11 protein-coding genes, 6 tRNA genes and 2 rRNA genes are annotated in these 16,030 nt (G+C 51.1%); 16 read left to right on the top strand and 3 right to left on the bottom strand.

The window, feature by feature from the left end; all coding sequences use genetic code 11:
* Nucleotides 1–130 precede the first annotated feature (130 nt).
* The 9 genes from U6B65_06430 (at nt 131) to U6B65_06390 (ending at nt 5,554) form a co-directional block, all read left to right on the top strand.
* Nucleotides 131–206 (top strand) — tRNA-Ala (locus U6B65_06430).
* Nucleotides 207–261: 55 nt separating this feature from the next.
* Nucleotides 262–338: transfer RNA gene (locus tag U6B65_06425), tRNA-Ile, on the top strand.
* Nucleotides 339–481: 143 nt separating this feature from the next.
* Nucleotides 482–3,322, top strand: a 23S ribosomal RNA gene (locus U6B65_06420).
* A gap of 81 nt (nt 3,323–3,403) precedes the next feature.
* Nucleotides 3,404–3,520, top strand: a 5S ribosomal RNA gene (gene rrf / locus U6B65_06415).
* 46 nt (nt 3,521–3,566) lie between these two features.
* Nucleotides 3,567–3,642: transfer RNA gene (locus U6B65_06410), tRNA-Asn, on the top strand.
* Between the two features lie 56 nt (nt 3,643–3,698).
* Nucleotides 3,699–3,775 (top strand) — tRNA-Ile (locus tag U6B65_06405).
* Between the two features lie 7 nt (nt 3,776–3,782).
* A tRNA-Trp gene (locus U6B65_06400) sits at nt 3,783–3,858 on the top strand.
* Between the two features lie 14 nt (nt 3,859–3,872).
* Nucleotides 3,873–3,948 (top strand) — tRNA-Thr (locus U6B65_06395).
* A gap of 229 nt (nt 3,949–4,177) precedes the next feature.
* On the top strand, nt 4,178–5,554 hold the full coding sequence (locus U6B65_06390) for a sodium:alanine symporter family protein (GenBank protein WRS28919.1): 1,377 nt from the start codon (nt 4,178–4,180) through the stop codon (nt 5,552–5,554).
* 143 nt (nt 5,555–5,697) lie between these two features.
* Here the strand turns inward: U6B65_06390 and U6B65_06385 are convergent, their stop codons facing one another.
* The gene (locus tag U6B65_06385; GenBank protein WRS28757.1) at nt 5,698–5,979 is read right to left on the bottom strand and encodes a GNAT family N-acetyltransferase; all 282 of its coding nucleotides are present in this window, start codon (nt 5,977–5,979) and stop codon (nt 5,698–5,700) included.
* A 474-nt stretch (nt 5,980–6,453) separates the two neighbouring features.
* Between U6B65_06385 and U6B65_06380 the strand changes: the two genes are divergently transcribed.
* Genes U6B65_06380 through U6B65_06360 form a run of 5 tightly spaced genes read left to right on the top strand, consistent with a single transcriptional unit; the run spans nt 6,454 to nt 11,955 of the window.
* Nucleotides 6,454–7,752, top strand: a complete 1,299-nt coding sequence (locus U6B65_06380; GenBank protein ID WRS28756.1) for a phenylacetate--CoA ligase — start codon at nt 6,454–6,456, stop codon at nt 7,750–7,752.
* Nucleotides 7,753–7,787: 35 nt separating this feature from the next.
* Nucleotides 7,788–9,521, top strand: a complete 1,734-nt coding sequence (gene iorA / locus U6B65_06375; GenBank protein WRS28755.1) for an indolepyruvate ferredoxin oxidoreductase subunit alpha — start codon at nt 7,788–7,790, stop codon at nt 9,519–9,521.
* Between the two features lie 3 nt (nt 9,522–9,524).
* On the top strand, nt 9,525–10,106 hold the full coding sequence (locus U6B65_06370) for an indolepyruvate oxidoreductase subunit beta (GenBank protein WRS28754.1): 582 nt from the start codon (nt 9,525–9,527) through the stop codon (nt 10,104–10,106).
* Between the two features lie 53 nt (nt 10,107–10,159).
* On the top strand, nt 10,160–11,464 hold the full coding sequence (locus U6B65_06365; protein ID WRS28753.1) for a phenylacetate--CoA ligase: 1,305 nt from the start codon (nt 10,160–10,162) through the stop codon (nt 11,462–11,464).
* A gap of 59 nt (nt 11,465–11,523) precedes the next feature.
* Nucleotides 11,524–11,955, top strand: coding sequence for an ACT domain-containing protein (locus tag U6B65_06360; GenBank protein WRS28752.1), 432 nt, complete (start codon nt 11,524–11,526; stop codon nt 11,953–11,955).
* Between the two features lie 90 nt (nt 11,956–12,045).
* On the opposite strand, the gene U6B65_06355 is transcribed toward U6B65_06360, so the two are convergent.
* Both U6B65_06355 and U6B65_06350 read right to left on the bottom strand, forming a co-directional pair.
* Nucleotides 12,046–13,407: a CCA tRNA nucleotidyltransferase gene (locus U6B65_06355; GenBank protein ID WRS28751.1), complete on the bottom strand. Its 1,362-nt coding sequence runs from the start codon at nt 13,405–13,407 to the stop codon at nt 12,046–12,048.
* 214 nt (nt 13,408–13,621) lie between these two features.
* Nucleotides 13,622–14,014 carry a metal-dependent transcriptional regulator gene (locus U6B65_06350; GenBank protein ID WRS28750.1) on the bottom strand — a complete coding sequence of 131 codons (393 nt, stop codon included), beginning with the start codon at nt 14,012–14,014 and terminating at the stop codon, nt 13,622–13,624.
* Between the two features lie 411 nt (nt 14,015–14,425).
* On the opposite strand from U6B65_06350, the gene U6B65_06345 reads away from it, so the two are divergent.
* The gene (locus tag U6B65_06345) at nt 14,426–15,199 is read left to right on the top strand and encodes a ZIP family metal transporter (protein ID WRS28918.1); all 774 of its coding nucleotides are present in this window, start codon (nt 14,426–14,428) and stop codon (nt 15,197–15,199) included.
* A gap of 51 nt (nt 15,200–15,250) precedes the next feature.
* On the top strand, nt 15,251–15,835 hold the full coding sequence (locus U6B65_06340; GenBank protein WRS28749.1) for a hydrolase: 585 nt from the start codon (nt 15,251–15,253) through the stop codon (nt 15,833–15,835).
* Nucleotides 15,836–16,030: the final 195 nt, after the last annotated feature.

The following is a 16,030-nucleotide window of genomic DNA, read 5'->3' as shown; positions in this document are numbered from 1 at the left end:
TAGATGAGAGTTTTAAAAGAATTGCTTTCGTTGAGTTTTGGCAAAAACACTAATGTTGTTCGATTTTGAAGGTACTTTTAGTACTTTCAAAAGGGTAAGAGAGGGAAGCGAGCCTACAAGTCTCCCATATGGGGGTGTAGCTCAGCTGGGAGAGCACCTGCCCTGCAAGCAGGGGGTCAGGAGTTCGATCCTCCTCATCTCCACCATGACCTTCGGGTCAGGAGACAAGTAGAGGAAGCCCCGACTCTAACCGTTCTACATGGGCTCATAGCTCAGGTGGTTAGAGCGCACGCCTGATAAGCGTGAGGTCGGTGGTTCGAGTCCACTTGAGCCCACCAATGGATTCTTTGAGAATCCGGATGTACCTTGAAAATTGAACAATGGAAAAGAAGGTTTAAGTAAAGATTTAATCTATGCAGGAAACTGTATAGTTTGGGTAAATTACTACAAAGAAGCCGAAGAACAAAGCAAGAACACATAAGGTCAAGCTACAAAGAGCGCAGGGTGAATGCCTTGGCACTGGGAGCCGAAGAAAGACGCGATAAGCTGCGATAAGCCATGGGGAGCCGCAAATAGGCCTTGATCCATGGATTTCTGAATGGAGCGATCCGGCAGTGGTAAAGCACTGTCATCATACACTGAATTCATAGGTGTATGAGGGGAACCGCCTGAACTGAAACATCTAAGTAGGGCGAGGAAAAGAAATCAACCGAGATTCCGCAAGTAGTGGCGAGCGAACGCGGAGAAGGCTAAACCAGAGGCAGCAATGTCTCTGGGGTTATGGACTGAATACGGCATTGCAATCGTCTAGCAGAAGTGAATGGGAAGTCATACCATAGAGCGTGAGAGTCGCGTAAGCGAAAGATGAGAGCAGCTATCAGTATCCAGAGTACCGCGGGACACGAGAAATCTCGTGGGAAGTCGGGGGGACCACCCTCCAAGCCTAAATACTCCCCAGTGACCGATAGCGTATAGTACTGTGAAGGAAAGGTGAAAAGAACCCCGGGAGGGGAGTGAAATAGAACCTGAAACCCTGTGCTTACAAGCACCTAGAGCACGTCAATGTGTGATAGGGTACTTTTTGTAGAACGGTCCGGCGAGCGTATGTATGCAGCAAGGTTAAGGACTTATGGTCCGGAGCCGAAGGGAAACCGAGTCTGAATAGGGCGAAGGAGTTGCATGCATAGGGCCCGAAACCGGGTGACCTATCCATGTCCAGGTTGAAGTGACGGTAAAACGTCATGGAGGACCGAACCAACCCCCGTTGAAAAGGTGGTGGATGAGGTGTGGATAGCGGAGAAATTCCAATCGAACCCGGAGATAGCTGGTTCTCCCCGAAATAGTTTTAGGACTAGCGCTGTAATTGAGATTACTGGAGGTAAAGCACTGAATGGGCTAGGGGCCGAAAGGTTACCGAACCCTATCAAACTCTGAATGCCAGATAATCATATACAGCAGTCAGACTATGTGAGATAAGTTTCATAGTCGAAAGGGAAAAAGCCCAGACCCACAGCTAAGGTCCCGAAATGTCATTGAGTGGAAAAGGATGTGGGGTTGCATAAACAACCAGGATGTTGGCTTAGAAGCAGCCATACATTTAAAGAGTGCGTAATAGCTCACTGGTCGAGTGACCCTGCGCCGAAAATTTAACGGGGCTAAATGACATACCGAAGCTTGGGATTCATCCATTTAGGATGAGTGGTAGGGGAGCGTTGTATGCGGGGTGAAGCATGAGCGGAAGCGCATGTGGACTTCATACAAGTGAGAATGCCGGAATGAGTAGCGAGAATTATGTGAGAATCATAATGGCCGAAAACCTAAGGATTTTGGAGGAAGGTTCGTCCGCTCCAAGTTAGCCGGGAGCTAAGGTGAGGCTGAAAAGCGTAGCCGATGCACATACGGTAGAAATTCCGTAGCCGTCGAATGATTTAAGCAGAGGGACACTGAGAAAGCGTGTGACCCGGGCGTTGGTTGCCCCGGGCGTAAGGGACCGAAAATTAGTAGGGAAGCACATGTGGAATCAGGCGAGAAAAGCTCTGCGGGATATCATAGACGCCCGTACCGCAAACCGACACAGGTAGGTAGGAAGAGAATTCTAAGGCCAACGGGAGAAGCGTTGTTAAGGAACTCGGCAAGTTGACCCCGTAACTTCGGGAGAAGGGGTGCTCAGGAAACTGAGCCGCAGAGAATAGGTCCAGGCGACTGTTTAGCAAAAACACAGGTCTGTGCTAAATCGAAAGATGAAGTATACGGGCTGACGCCTGCCCGGTGCTGGAAGGTTAAGAGGAGGAGTGCAAGCTCTGAATTGAAGCCCCAGTAAACGGCGGCCGTAACTATAACGGTCCTAAGGTAGCGAAATTCCTTGTCAGGTAAGTTCTGACCCGCACGAATGGCGTAACGATCTGGACACTGTCTCAACAGCGCACCCGGCGAAATTGTAGTACCGGTGAAGATGCCGGTTACCCGCGACAAGACGGAAAGACCCCATGGAGCTTTACTGTAGCCTGATATTGGATTTCGGTATTTCATGTACAGAATAGGTGGGAAACTATGAAGCAAGGACGCCAGTCTTTGTGGAGTTGCCTTTGGGATACCACTCTTGGAATGCTGAAATTCTAACCTGCAGCCATGAATCTGGCTGGGGGACATTGTCAGGTGGGCAGTTTGACTGGGGCGGTCGCCTCCAAAAGAGTAACGGAGGCGTTCAAAGGTTGGCTCAGTACGGACGGAAACCGTGCATTAGAGTGTAAACGCATAAGCCAGCCTAACTGCGAGACCGACGGGTCGAGCAGTAACGAAAGTTGGAGTTAGTGATCCGGTGGTTTGTTAGTGGAAATGCCATCGCTCAACGGATAAAAGCTACCCTGGGGATAACAGGCTGATCTCCCCCAAGAGTCCACATCGTCGGGGAGGTTTGGCACCTCGATGTCGGCTCATCGCATCCTGGGGCTGTATTCGGTCCCAAGGGTTTGGCTGTTCGCCAATTAAAGCGGTACGCGAGCTGGGTTCAGAACGTCGTGAGACAGTTCGGTCCCTATCTGTCGTGGGCGCAGGATATTTGAAAGGAGCTTTCCCTAGTACGAGAGGACCGGGATGGACGCACCTCTGGTGCACCAGTTGTCACGCCAGTGGCACAGCTGGGCAGCTATGTGCGGAACGGATAAACGCTGAAGGCATCTAAGCGTGAAGCCGACCTTAAGATAAGATATCCCACTGAGTTAATCAGGTAAGACCCCTTGTAGACTACAAGGTGATAGGCCCAATGTGTAAGCGCAGCGATGCGTTAAGCTTGTGGGTACTAATCGGTCGAGGGCTTGACCTTGCAAGTGTGTTGCTTGCTTTGTTTGGCCGCTTCCATTCCCTTCTTTTTCCATTGTTCAGTTTTTAGGGTATATCCCTGAAAGTCGGCGTTGATGACGGTGAGGTTCCACCCGTTCCCATTCCGAACACGGAAGTTAAGCTCACTTGTGCTGAAAATACTTGGATGGTGACGTCCTGGGAAGATAAGTAGATGTCGGCACAAATTACAGGGAGATAAAGCGTTTGCTTTATCTTTCTGTTTATATTCCTCAATAGCTCAGTTGGTAGAGCATGCGGCTGTTAACCGCAGGGTCGTTGGTTCGAGTCCAACTTGGGGAGCCACCGATCGAAATGTGCGCTGTTTTACATACGGAACGGCGCACAATATAAGGCGATTCGGGCCATTAGCTCAGTTGGTTAGAGCAACCGGCTCATAACCGGTCGGTCCGGGGTTCGAGTCCCTGATGGCCCACCATGTATGGAGGGGTATAGCTCAGTTGGTAGAGCAGCGGTCTCCAAAACCGCGTGCCGAGGGTTCAAATCCTTCTACCCCTGCCATCTTTTGTAAATATGCTGTTATAGCTCAGTCGGCAGAGCACATCCTTGGTAAGGATGAGGTCACGCGTTCGAATCGCGTTAACAGCTCCATACTATAAAAGGTCTGTCTTTTGATAGGCCTTTTTTGTATTTCTCTCGTTCTGCTGGAGGTAATATACTGGTTATTCTTATGATAGAAGATGGCATCCATAAGAATAACCGCAGGATAGATATATTTTTCACGAACTATCTGCCTTGTAGTTGACTAAAATACAGATGTCCGCTATAATTAAATTTGTGTTGTCAGAAAATTGAGGGAGGAATGTGCGTGCAGGGTCTGATCGATTTGTTAATTGCAGTAAAAGATTTAATGTGGGATTATGTTTTAATTTTTGCTCTATGCGGAATAGGTATTTACTTTACCATCCGTCTGAAGTTTGTTCAGGTGCGTAAATTTAAAGAAAGCTTTAAAGAGACCTTCGGGTCGGTTACTTTTTTCGGGAAAAAAGCGGATAAAGAGGGAATGACCTCTTTTCAGTCTTTGGCTACAGCGGTAGCAGCCCAAATCGGTACCGGTAACTTGGCTGGTGTTGCAACGGCCATGGTGCTGGGCGGGCCGGGTTCTGTTTTCTGGATGTGGGTCAGTGCATTTTTAGGTATGGCCACTATCTACGCTGAGACTATACTTGCCCAAAAATTCAAGACTACAACTGCCGATGGTGAGGTTGTAGGGGGGCCGGCCTATTACATAAGAGCTGCCTTTCACGACAGTAAGTTTGGGAAGATTCTTGCCAATATATTTGCTATATTGTTGATTTTGGCCCTTGGTTTTATGGGAAATATGGTACAAGCTAACTCAGCGGCTGCGGCTGTGCAGGTTGCTTTTAATATTCCTCCGCTGGTAACAGGGACTATGATTGGTCTTTTGGCGCTTTTGGTCTTCTTAGGCGGCGTACAGCGCATTGTATCGGTTGCGGAAAAGATTGTTCCTCTAATGGCACTGTTTTTTGTAGGTGCTTCGGTTATTGTTATTGGTGTTAACTACAAGATGATCATTCCTTCTTTTCAGCAGATCTTTGTGGGTGCTTTTGCTCCCAACGCTATTATGGGCGGTGCGCTGGGTGTGACCATTAAGCAGGCTGTTCGGTATGGTATTGCACGTGGTCTGTTCACTCATGAGGCCGGTATGGGCTCAACCCCCCATGCTCATGCTGTGGCCAAGGTGGATCACCCCGGTCGTCAGGGCCTTGTTGCCATGATGGGTGTATTTATTGATACTATCGTGCTGCTGCCTTTCACTGTGTTGGTTATTCTCACTACCGGCGTCTTGACCGGTGACCACAATATTACAGGTATTGAGTTGACTCAAAATGCCTACTCTGCTGTATTTGGTCATGGCGGTGCTGTGATTATTGCGATCTGCACCCTTTTCTTTGCCTTTGCAACCATTGTGGGCTGGTATTATTTTGGTCTTGCCAATGTAAAGTACCTTTTTAAGAGCAAGGGCGCCGTTCGGGTCTACTCCATCTTGGTATCCGTTTTGGTTGCGCTGGGCTGCGGCCTTGATGTTCCCTTGGTTTGGGATTTCGCCGATCTTTTTAATGGCTTTATGGTTTTGCCTAACCTTGTGGCTTTGCTTGTCTTGAGCGGCCTTGTGGTTAAGCTGATGAATGAATATGAAAGCGGCCAGATACCTGCTGCAAAGAAGAAAAAATAGCAAAGGTCTGGGTTAAACAATAAACAAAGCTCCTCTAGGCAAATCGCCTACAGGAGCTTTGCTTATTTATACCTCAGCGGCATTGTACATCCAATTGGTGCAAGCAATATTCTTTCAGTATCTGAAAATCGCTGCTGGGACGATTACCCTTCCAGCAGCTGGGCGTATCTGGCATGGGCTGCGAACCACTTTCTTGCATAGGGGCAAGTGGGGCGTATCCGCAGGCCCTGAGACTGAATGTGTTTGACAGCAGCCTGCATCAGAAGATCCGCCACACCCTGCCCTCGCAGAGAAGGGTCTACAAAGGTATGGTCCAAGTCCACCACACCTTCCTTTACATGGGGGAAGGTCACATAGGCAATCGACTCACCATCGGGGCCAGGCAAAAAAATTCGGTTGCTTTCATATTTAAACTCCATAGGCATTTTCATTACCTCCAACAGTACATATTTAATCACAGAATAGCATAGTTGGCAGGCTTGGTCAATCGCGTTAAGAGAGACCTTTGACTTAGTCATTCACTCTGCCTTTCCCTTGCTTTTATAATATTTTTATAGTAAACTTATACAGGTTATATGATTTCTGTAGGCCCGGAGCTTTTTCTCCTTGTGAGAGCTCCGGGTTCAGCACAGAGGCAGAACGATTTTGTATGGGCTGCATAATTTTATAGTAGAATACATACCAAACTGATTTACTGTTTGGTATGTACGGCATTTTTGCCGTACGCCGCTGTAAGCGGCGTATTCGTTCTTCATACTCATATGCCGGAGAATCGGCAAGACAGGCAAAGCCTGTCTAAATGAAGCGGGGCACCGTTTCATTTGTCTATGAGTATCCAGGGGATGGGTGTGAACTGCAACAAGCGGTTCTGAAATTAAAGAACAGGATGGGTGGAAACTATGTTTTGGCAAAAAGATATTGAAACGATGCCCCGGGCTAAGCTGGATGCCCTTCAACTGGAACGGCTGAAATGGGTAGTGGATTATGCCGATCGGAATGTACCCTTCTACCACAAAAAGCTGGCTGAAATGAAGGTGACTGCGGATAAGATCAAGAGCCTTTCCGATGTGCAGTATCTGCCGGTGACCACCAAAAATGATCTCCGGGATACCTACCCCTATGGCCTTTTCGGAAAGCCTATGAAGAACATCGTGCGGATGCATGCCTCCAGTGGCACCACCGGCAAGCCCATTGTGGTGGGCTATACCCGGCAGGACTTGGAGAACTGGGCTGATCAGGTGGCCCGTATCTGTGTGGCGGTGGGCATTACAGAGGAGGATATTGTGCAGATTTCCTTCGGTTATGGCCTGTTTACCGGTGCTTTGGGGCTTCATTACGGTTTGGAAAAGATCGGTGCTGCCATTGTTCCGGCTTCCTCAGGCAACACCCAGCGTCAGCTGATGCTGATGGAGGATTTCGGTGCCACTGCCTTGGTTTCCACCCCTTCTTATGCTCTGTATATGAGCGAGCTGGTTCGGGAAAGAGGCCTGCGGGATAAGCTTAGGCTGCGTACCGGGCTTTTTGGCAGCGAGGGCTGTTCCAATGAAATGCGCAGCGTGATAGCCGAAAACTTTGGCCTTATGTGCACCGATAACTATGGCCTGACCGAGCTGAACGGCCCCGGTGTATCAGGTGAGTGCCTGTGCCACTGCGGCCTGCATTTTGCAGAGGATCACTTCCTGCCCGAAATTGTGGATAGCGAAACGCTGGCACCCAAGGCACCCGGCGAGGATGGAGAGCTGCTGGTCACCACTCTGACCAAGGAAGGCTTCCCCATGATCCGCTACCGCACCAAGGATATCACCCGCCTCAATTACGAGCCCTGCGCTTGTGGGCGTACTCATGTGCGTATGGATAAGGTCAAGGGCCGCAGCGATGATATGATGATTATTAAGGGGGTCAATGTGTTCCCCTCCCAGATTGAAAGCGTGCTGATTTCTGTGCCCAATATCGGGCCGCACTATCAGCTGGTTATCCGCCGTGAAAACCATCTGGATAATCTGGAGGTTGTGGTGGAGGTTACCAACGGAGACCTGCTGGAACGCTACAAGGAGCTGGAGCAGCTTCGTGAAACCGTCCGGTTCCAGCTGAAAACGGTTTTGCAGCTGGATGTAAAGGTTTCACTGGCACAGCCCAAAACACTGGAACGGTTTGAGGGCAAGGCCAAACGGATTGTGGATTTAAGGGGTAAAATCTGAGATTTTCAGGTAAGCAACTGGAGGTTACATAGAAGATGAGTGAGCTGTTATTAGGCAATCAGGCGGTGGCACGGGGCTTGTATGAGGCTGGAGTTCGGGTTGTATCCAGCTATCCCGGCACACCCAGCACAGAAATTACAGAATATGCCGTAGGCTATAAGGAGCTTTACAGCGAATGGGCACCCAACGAAAAGGTTGCGCTGGAAACCTCCATCGGGGCTTCGCTGGGCGGGGCAAGAGCCTTTTCCGCTATGAAGCATGTGGGGCTGAATGTGGCCGCCGATCCCCTTTATACCGTTTCCTATACCGGTGTAAACGGCGGGCTGGTAATCGCCGTGGCCGATGATCCGGGAATGCATTCCTCCCAAAACGAACAGGATAGCCGCAACCACGCCAAGGCTTCCAAGGTTCCCATGCTGGAGCCGGCGGATTCTCAGGAGTGTCTTGAATACACCAAGCTGGCTTATGCGCTTTCCGAGGAGTTTGATACCCCGGTGCTGCTTCGGCTGACCACCCGGGTATCCCATTCCCGTAGCCTCTGCAATGTGCAGGAGCGGCAGGAAAAGGAACTGATTCCCTACAAAAAAGACCCGCAAAAATACGTTATGATGCCGGCTATGGCCCGCCCCCGCCACGTGGTGGTGGAGGAGCGCACCCGCCGCCTCACCGAATATGCCGAAACTTCCCCCCTCAACCGGGTGGAATACCACAGCAAAAAAATCGGTGTGATCACCTCCGGTATTTCCTACCAGTATGCCCGGGAGGCACTGGGGGAAAATGCCAGCTATCTCAAGCTGGGGATGGTGTATCCTCTGCCGGTTCGCTTGATTGAGGAGTTTGCCGCTCAGGTGGATACCCTGTATGTGGTGGAAGAGCTGGATGATTTCATCGAGACCCACTGCAAGAAGTACGGCATTCCGGTAATTGGCAAGGAGCTCTTTTCCTTTTGCGGAGAGCTTTCCCAAAGCATCATCCGGGAAAAACTGTTGAATCAAAAGAATGATTTCGCTCAGTTGGATGTCCCGGTACCCGGCCGCCCGCCGGTTATGTGTGCAGGCTGCCCGCATCGGGGGATTTTCTATGCCCTGAAAAAGAACAAGGCCTTTGTCAGCGGCGATATCGGCTGCTATACACTGGGTGCAGGCGCACCCCTTGCCGCTATAGATTCCTGTGTCTGCATGGGAGCCTCCATTCCCGGCGCTCATGGCTACAGCAAAGCGGTGGGCAAAGAAAACGGCAAGGCGGCTGTGGCGGTTATCGGGGATTCCACCTTTATGCATTCTGGCGTTACCGGGCTGATTAACGTGGCCTATAACGGCGGCAATACTGTCACCATTATTCTGGATAATTCCATCACCGGCATGACCGGCCATCAGCAAAATCCCACCACCGGCCTGACCCTATCGGGAGACCCCACCTCCAAGGTGGATTTGGAGGCGCTGGCCAAGGCAGTGGGCATCGGCCGGGTGCGGGTGGTTGACCCCTATTATATGAGCGAGTGTGTGGAAGCCATCAAGGAGGAAATGGCCGCAGAGGAGCCCTCTGTGATTATTTCCCGGCGGCCTTGCGCTTTGCTGAAAAACGTTGTGCATAAGCCAGCCCTCTCCATTAACCGGGAGGCCTGCACCGGCTGTAAAGCCTGCTTCCAAATCGGCTGCCCGGCCATCAGCCTGTATGATAAAAAGGCTTCCATCGATGCCAATCAATGCGTCGGCTGCGGGCAGTGCGTGTCCCTTTGCCGTTTTGGGGCCATCAAAGGGGAGGAATAAGCAATGAGCAAGGATGTAACCAGTATATTGATTGTAGGTGTAGGCGGGCAGGGCACCCTTTTGGCCAGCAAGCTACTGGGTGAGGTGGTTTGCGATCAGGGCTACGATGTAAAGGTCTCGGAGGTTCATGGTATGAGCCAGCGGGGCGGCTCGGTGGTCACCTATGTAAAATACGGGGAAAAGGTTTATTCCCCTTTGATTGATGCAGGCGAAGCCGATGTGATGGTGGCCTTTGAACTGCTGGAGGCGGTGCGGTATCTGCCCTTCCTCAAAAAGGGCGGAACCATTGTGGTCAACGATCAGAAGATTGACCCGATGCCGGTGATCATAGGCAGTGCTCAGTATCCCCAAAACCTGCTGGAGGAGCTCACAGCCGCTGGGGTAAAGCTTCTGGCTATGGATGGCCTTGCCGTTGCGGCCGAGGCAGGCAATGCCAAGGCAGTGAACGTGGTTCTGATGGGTGCTTTGGCCAAACAGCTTCCCTACCCCAAAGAGGTGTGGGAAAAAGCCTTGACCAAGGTGGTGCCGCCAAAGTTCTTGGAGATGAACAAGCGGGCCTTTGTTCTTGGCTATGAGCATCCATAACGAATAGTATAATAGTTTAAGAAGATTCCGTATAGGATAAGGAGTTGATACCAGTGCCCCATTATTTCAACGAGGAAATTGAGTGCGCCAGCCGTGAAAAGCTGCGGGAGCTGCAATCCTGGCGTTTGCGGGAGACCGTGGCCCGCTGCTATACCAATGTTCCCTTTTACCGGAAAAAGCTGGATGAGATGGGTCTTTCCATCGGGGATATCCAATCGGTGGATGATCTTTCCAAGCTGCCTTTTACCGTCAAGCAGGATTTCCGGGATACCTATCCCTTCGGCCTTTTTGCGGTTCCCCGGGATCAGCTGGTGCGTGTTCACGCTTCCAGCGGCACCACCGGCAAGCAGACCGTGGTCGGCTATACCCAGCGGGATATTGACGATTGGGCAGAGGATGCCGCCCGGGCACTGGTAGCGGCAGGGGCAACCAAAAGCGACTTTGTTCATGTAGCCTATGGCTACGGGCTCTTTACCGGGGGCTTGGGCCTCCACTACGGTGTGGAGCGGCTGGGAGCCACCGCCATTCCCTGTTCTTCCGGCAACACAAAGCGGCAGATTGATATTATACAGGATTTTGGCTCCAACATTCTGTGCTGTACCCCCTCCTATGCGCTGTTTATTGCGGAAACCCTCCGGGAAAAGGGCATTGATCCGGCGTCCCTGCCTCTGCGGGCCGGTATTTTCGGTGCAGAGCCGTGGACAGAGGAAATGCGCAAAGAAATTGAAGAGCAGCTTTGCATCAAGGCCTATGATATTTACGGTCTTTCGGAGATTATGGGGCCGGGTGTCAGCTTTGAATGCTGTGAGCAAACCGGCATGCACATCAACGAAGATAAATTCATCCCCGAAATCATCAACCCTGAAACCGGCGAGGTTTTGCCGGATGGTGAGCAGGGAGAGCTGGTCTTTACCTGCATTGCCAAGGAGGCTCTGCCTCTTCTGCGGTACCGCACCCGGGATATTGCCAGCCTGAGCCGCCAGCCCTGCTCCTGCGGGCGCACGCTGATCAAAATGAGCAAACCCTGCGGACGTACCGATGATATGCTCATTATCCGTGGTGTGAATGTGTTCCCCTCCCAGATTGAAAGTGTGCTGCTGGAACTGAATCTGGCCACACCCAACTATCATTTGGTGGTGGATCGCATCGACAATCTGGATACCCTTGAGGTGCAGGTGGAGCTGGGAGCGGAAATGTTCTCGGATACCGTTCGCTCGCTGGAATACATTGAAAAGAAAATCAAATCGGCACTGCTTTCCACGCTGGGGCTGGCCGCAACGGTCAAGCTGGTGGAGCCAAAAACCATCTCCCGCAGTGAGGGCAAGGCAAAGAGGGTAACCGATAACCGCAAGCTTTGAGTTTGGCGCAGTAAAAACCATAGAGCGGTTAACGCTCATAATAAAAGGAGGTCAACCCCGTGATTATCAAACAGATTTCAGTTTTTGTAGAAAATAAGTTGGGCAGGCTGGCTCAGATTACGGATATTATAGGCAAAGCGGGCATCGACATCCGCGCCTTATCCATTGCTGATACCAGCGATTTTGGCATTTTGCGGGTGATTGTGGATCGCCCGGACGATGCCATCAAGGCTTTGAAGGAAGCGGGCATGACCGTTTCTCTCACCGATGTTATTGCGGTGGGCATCCCCGATCAGCCCGGCGCATTTTCAAAGGCTGTTCAGGTTATGTCCGATGCCGAAATCTCCATTGAATATATGTATGCCTTTATCAGCCGCACCGATCGGGAGGCCTTTGTGATTCTGCGCACCGAGGATATCGACGGCAGTGTCCGGGTTCTTGAGGAAAAAGGCATCAAGCTTCTGCATGCAGAAGATGTTTACCATATGTAAGTAAGGCGGAGTATCTCTGCTGAAAAAGCCCGGAGCAAGGTTGATTCCTTGCTCCGGGCTTTTTGCTGTTTTATAGGTAAAGCGATGGGCTTAGTCGTCGCCCTTGAGCCTTTTGGCGGTTTCCAGCAGAACCTGTTCCTCGTTCATAGAGGGGTCTTCCAGAACCTGTGCCAGCAGGGCCTGCAAGAGCTTGCCGATCTCCGGTCCGGGGGGGAGCCCCAGAGCGGCCATAAGGCGGTTTCCATCCACTTTCAGGTCAGAGAGGGAAATACAGTGCTTGGCCGCAATAATCTCCTCCAGCGTCCGCTGAGCGGCTGCCAGCACCTTTAGGCGGGGCTGAATATACCGGGGAGCCTTTGCCATGGTATCGGCCTTCTGCACCTCCAGAAGCTGATGCACCCCCTCCTCACCCAGCTTGGAAAGCAGCCGCCGAAGCTGGCGGGGGTTGGGCTCCAGCGTAATGGAATGCAGTCCCACCAATCGGGCCACACGTTCCACCAAAGCGGTGGGGTAGCGCAGGCGGGTGAGCGCTGTGCGGGTGATTTCTTCACCAATTTCGGCGTGACCGTAGAAATGGCCTTCACCATCCTGTGAAGTGGTGAAAGACTGAGGCTTGCCCAAATCGTGGCACAGCATACAAAGGCGTTCCACCAGACTGCAAGGGGAGCATTCCACCGTTTTCAGAATATGCTCGTCCAAAAGCAGGCTGTGGTGGTGGTTGCGCTGGTCAAAGCCCCGGCAGGGAGCCCATTCGGGTAGAACAAACTCCATGGCGCCGGTTTCAATCATTCTCTCCAAACCCTTGCGGGGGTAGGGAGAGAGCAAAATAGCGGAAAGCTCCGCCGCCTTGCGCTCCCATGAAATGTGAGAAAGCCCATCCCGGCAGATTATGGCTCCTGCCAGCGTTTCCGGCTCCGGGGTAAAATCCAGCTTTGCCTCAAAGCGGAACAAACGCAGAATGCGCAGGGCATCTTCTTCAAAGCGTTCCTTTGGACTGCCCACTGTGCGCAGAATGCCATGAGCCAAGTCCTCCCGGCCGCCGAACAGGTCAATCAGGCCCCGAGTTGGGCTATAGGCCATGGCGTTGACTGTAAAATCCCGCCGGGCAAGGTCTTCCTGCAGGAGGCCGGTAAAATTCACCTGCTCAGGGTGGCGGGAATCCAGATAGCGGCCATCCACACGGTAGGTGGTAATTTCGAGAGGCATTTCGGGTGCGATAAGGGTTACGGTGCCATGGGTGATTCCGGTGGGGATAATCCGGTTTTTACCGAAACAGGCAATGATCTCTCCCGGCTGGGCATTGGTGCAGATATCCCAGTCGTGAGGGCTTTTACCCAAAAGCCGATCCCGCACACAGCCACCCACGATAAAGGCCTCAAAGCCTGCCGCTTCCAGGGTATCCAGCACCATTTTTACATCGGGGGGAAGGGCAAAAGGCTCCCGAATGTCCATATTCAGTTCACCTCCACCTTTCGACAGAATTAAGGTATCCTTGCCATCCAAGCCGGGAAAGATACACCAAAATTGCATTGCCTACAAAACAAAGGCAGGCGATGTGTGCTACAATCGCCTGCCTGAAAACAGCCTATACAAAACTTATAAATGTTGGGTTGCAAACAGAGTTCAGACCATCGGGGCCAAAAATGCAGAGGCTTTCTGCCAACCTTTATTTTTCTTCCGCAGAAGAAAGGCTTTCCACAAATTTGGCAAGCTTGTTTAAGGTATCGTCGCTGATTACGTGCTCCATACGGCAGGCTTCGTTATCCGCGGTTGGCTCCTCCACCTTGAGGATGTTGATCAAAAAGCCCTTCAGCAGCTTGTGGCGGTGGGTAACCTCCATAGCTTTGCAGCGGCCTTTTTCTGTAAGTATAATGCGGCCATAAGGCTGCTGCTCAACCATCTCAGCCTTTTTGAGTACGCCGATGGCCTTGTTGACACTGGGACGGGAAACCTCCATGGCAGTGGCCACATCAATAGAGCGGACACTGCGGTTTTCGTCCTCTAAACGGAGAATGGTTTCCAGATAGTTTTCGCTGGCCTCCCGAAGCGTAATTTCCATAGTGACACCCCTTTGCTATAATAAAGTGACCCATGGCGGCAGCCAGGGCAAAACGGCAGCCGGGCTTTTGTTTATACAGGTGTGGGTCTTTCTATAATGCATGTTTTGATGCAAACCCACAGGCAATTGCCGTTATTCTATTGTAAGTATAGCACATTTATACACTTATGTACAGTCATTTGTATAGGCAGGTGGATTCCGTGGGAGGACATTTTGCGGGTGGTGTCAATTGCTCTTCTTTAGAATATTCCGCTTTGTTTTTATTTAACAAAAATATGAGCAGAGTTTTGCAAAATAAGAAGATATGAGTTATACTAAAAACATATAGAATGGTTTGATTCTAAGCAGCAAAAACAAATGCTGAAGGAGGTGTTGGCAGTGAATGCTTTTTCTGGGCTTAATCCCGTGGCGATGGCTGGCATAGCCGGAATATTCACTTGGGGCGTTACGGCTTTGGGTGCGGCGCTGGTTTTCTTTTTTAAACAACTAAATAAACGGGTTACCCACGTTATGCTGGGCTTTGCGGCTGGTGTTATGATTGCCGCAAGCTTTTGGTCTCTTTTGGCTCCGGCCATTGAGATGAGTGAGGGGATGGGGCGCTTTTCCTTTGTGCCGGCGCTGGTCGGCTTTTTGTTGGGCGGCGTGTTTCTGTGGGGCGTGGATAAGGTGGTTCCTCACCTGCATCTGGGTCTTCCTGCCAGCAAGACCGAAGGAGTTAAAACCAATCTGAGCCGCAGTGCTCTTCTTATTCTATCCATTACCATTCATAACATTCCCGAGGGATTGGCCGTGGGTGTTGCCTTTGGCGCCATTGCTAAAGGAGATACAGGTGCGCTGGTTTCAGCATTAACCCTTGCCCTTGGTATTGGGCTGCAAAACTTCCCCGAAGGGGCCGCTATTTCCATTCCCCTGCGAACTGAAGGTATGAGCCGAGCCAAAAGCTTTTGGTATGGCCAGCTTTCCGGTTTTGTCGAGCCGGTTTTTGCAGTGGTAGGGGCTCTTTTGGTGACCGTGATTACCCCGATTCTGCCCTATGCTCTGGCTTTTGCCGCTGGTGCTATGATTTATGTGGTGGTGGAGGAGCTGATTCCCGAATCGCAGGTGGGGGATAACACCGATCTTTCCACACTGGGTACCATGTTAGGCTTTGCCATTATGATGATTTTGGATGTGGCTTTAGGATAATGCTTGCTGGAAGTGAGCGTTGCAGAAAAGACAACAAAATGGGGGATTGTGATGAACGCAGGATTGACAAGAGAAGAAGCGTGGGAGCTTCTGAAAAAGTATAACAAAGAGCCTTTCCATCTTCAGCATGCCCTGACCTTAGAGGGCACCATGCAGTGGTATGCTTCTCAGCTTGGCTGCGACCAGGAGGCTGATTTCTGGGGGCTGGTTGGGCTTTTGCATGATGTGGATTTTGAGCAGTTCCCACAGGAACACTGCATAAAGGCATCGGAGCTTTTGCGGGAGGCCGGCGCAGGGGAAGAGCTGATCCACGCTGTTTGCAGCCATGGCTATGGGCTGACTGTGGATATTAAGCCTGAGCACCAGATGGAAAAGGTTTTATACGCTGTGGATGAGCTTACTGGCCTGATCGGAGCGGCGGCTCGGATGCGCCCTTCCAAAAGTGTGCAGGATATGGAGCTGAAATCCCTGAAGAAAAAGTATAAGACCCCTGCCTTTGCAGCGGGCTGCTCCCGGGAGGTTATTGAGCGGGGTGCCAGTATGCTGGGCTGGGAGCTGGATGAACTGCTTGAAAAAACCATCCTTGCCATGCGCAGCTGCGAGGAAGAGATTATACAGGCCATGCAGGCTTTATAGTAATGTCTGCTGAACAATTTAAAAATGCGACAACAACAGTACTTTGACAGTGTTTTTAAATTGTTTAGGTGTAAGGTTTTTGCCGTATTCGGCCAAAAACCTTACACAAAGGATTTGTGGCGTGTGTCCGCAAATGCTTTCAGGAAGTCAATCAATGTATCTGAAACGGCAAAACAAGCCTGTTTTGCCGTCAAA

Source organism: Oscillospiraceae bacterium MB08-C2-2, assembly GCA_035621215.1.
Lineage (GTDB): Bacteria > Bacillota > Clostridia > Oscillospirales > Ruminococcaceae > WRAV01.
The sequence above is the reverse complement of the archived record's forward strand: the minus strand, read 5'-3'. Positions and strand labels throughout refer to the sequence as shown.

Coding starts and splice junctions, on each gene's coding strand:
- U6B65_06385 (WRS28757.1), bottom strand. CDS start 5,979: ATGCCTATGGAGTTTAAATATGAAAGCAACCGAATTTTTTTGCCTGGC.
- U6B65_06380 (WRS28756.1), top strand. CDS start 6,454: ATGTTTTGGCAAAAAGATATTGAAACGATGCCCCGGGCTAAGCTGGAT.
- iorA (WRS28755.1), top strand. CDS start 7,788: ATGAGTGAGCTGTTATTAGGCAATCAGGCGGTGGCACGGGGCTTGTAT.
- U6B65_06370 (WRS28754.1), top strand. CDS start 9,525: ATGAGCAAGGATGTAACCAGTATATTGATTGTAGGTGTAGGCGGGCAG.
- U6B65_06355 (WRS28751.1), bottom strand. CDS start 13,407: ATGGACATTCGGGAGCCTTTTGCCCTTCCCCCCGATGTAAAAATGGTG.
- U6B65_06350 (WRS28750.1), bottom strand. CDS start 14,014: ATGGAAATTACGCTTCGGGAGGCCAGCGAAAACTATCTGGAAACCATT.
- U6B65_06345 (WRS28918.1), top strand. CDS start 14,426: ATGGCTGGCATAGCCGGAATATTCACTTGGGGCGTTACGGCTTTGGGT.
- U6B65_06340 (WRS28749.1), top strand. CDS start 15,251: ATGAACGCAGGATTGACAAGAGAAGAAGCGTGGGAGCTTCTGAAAAAG.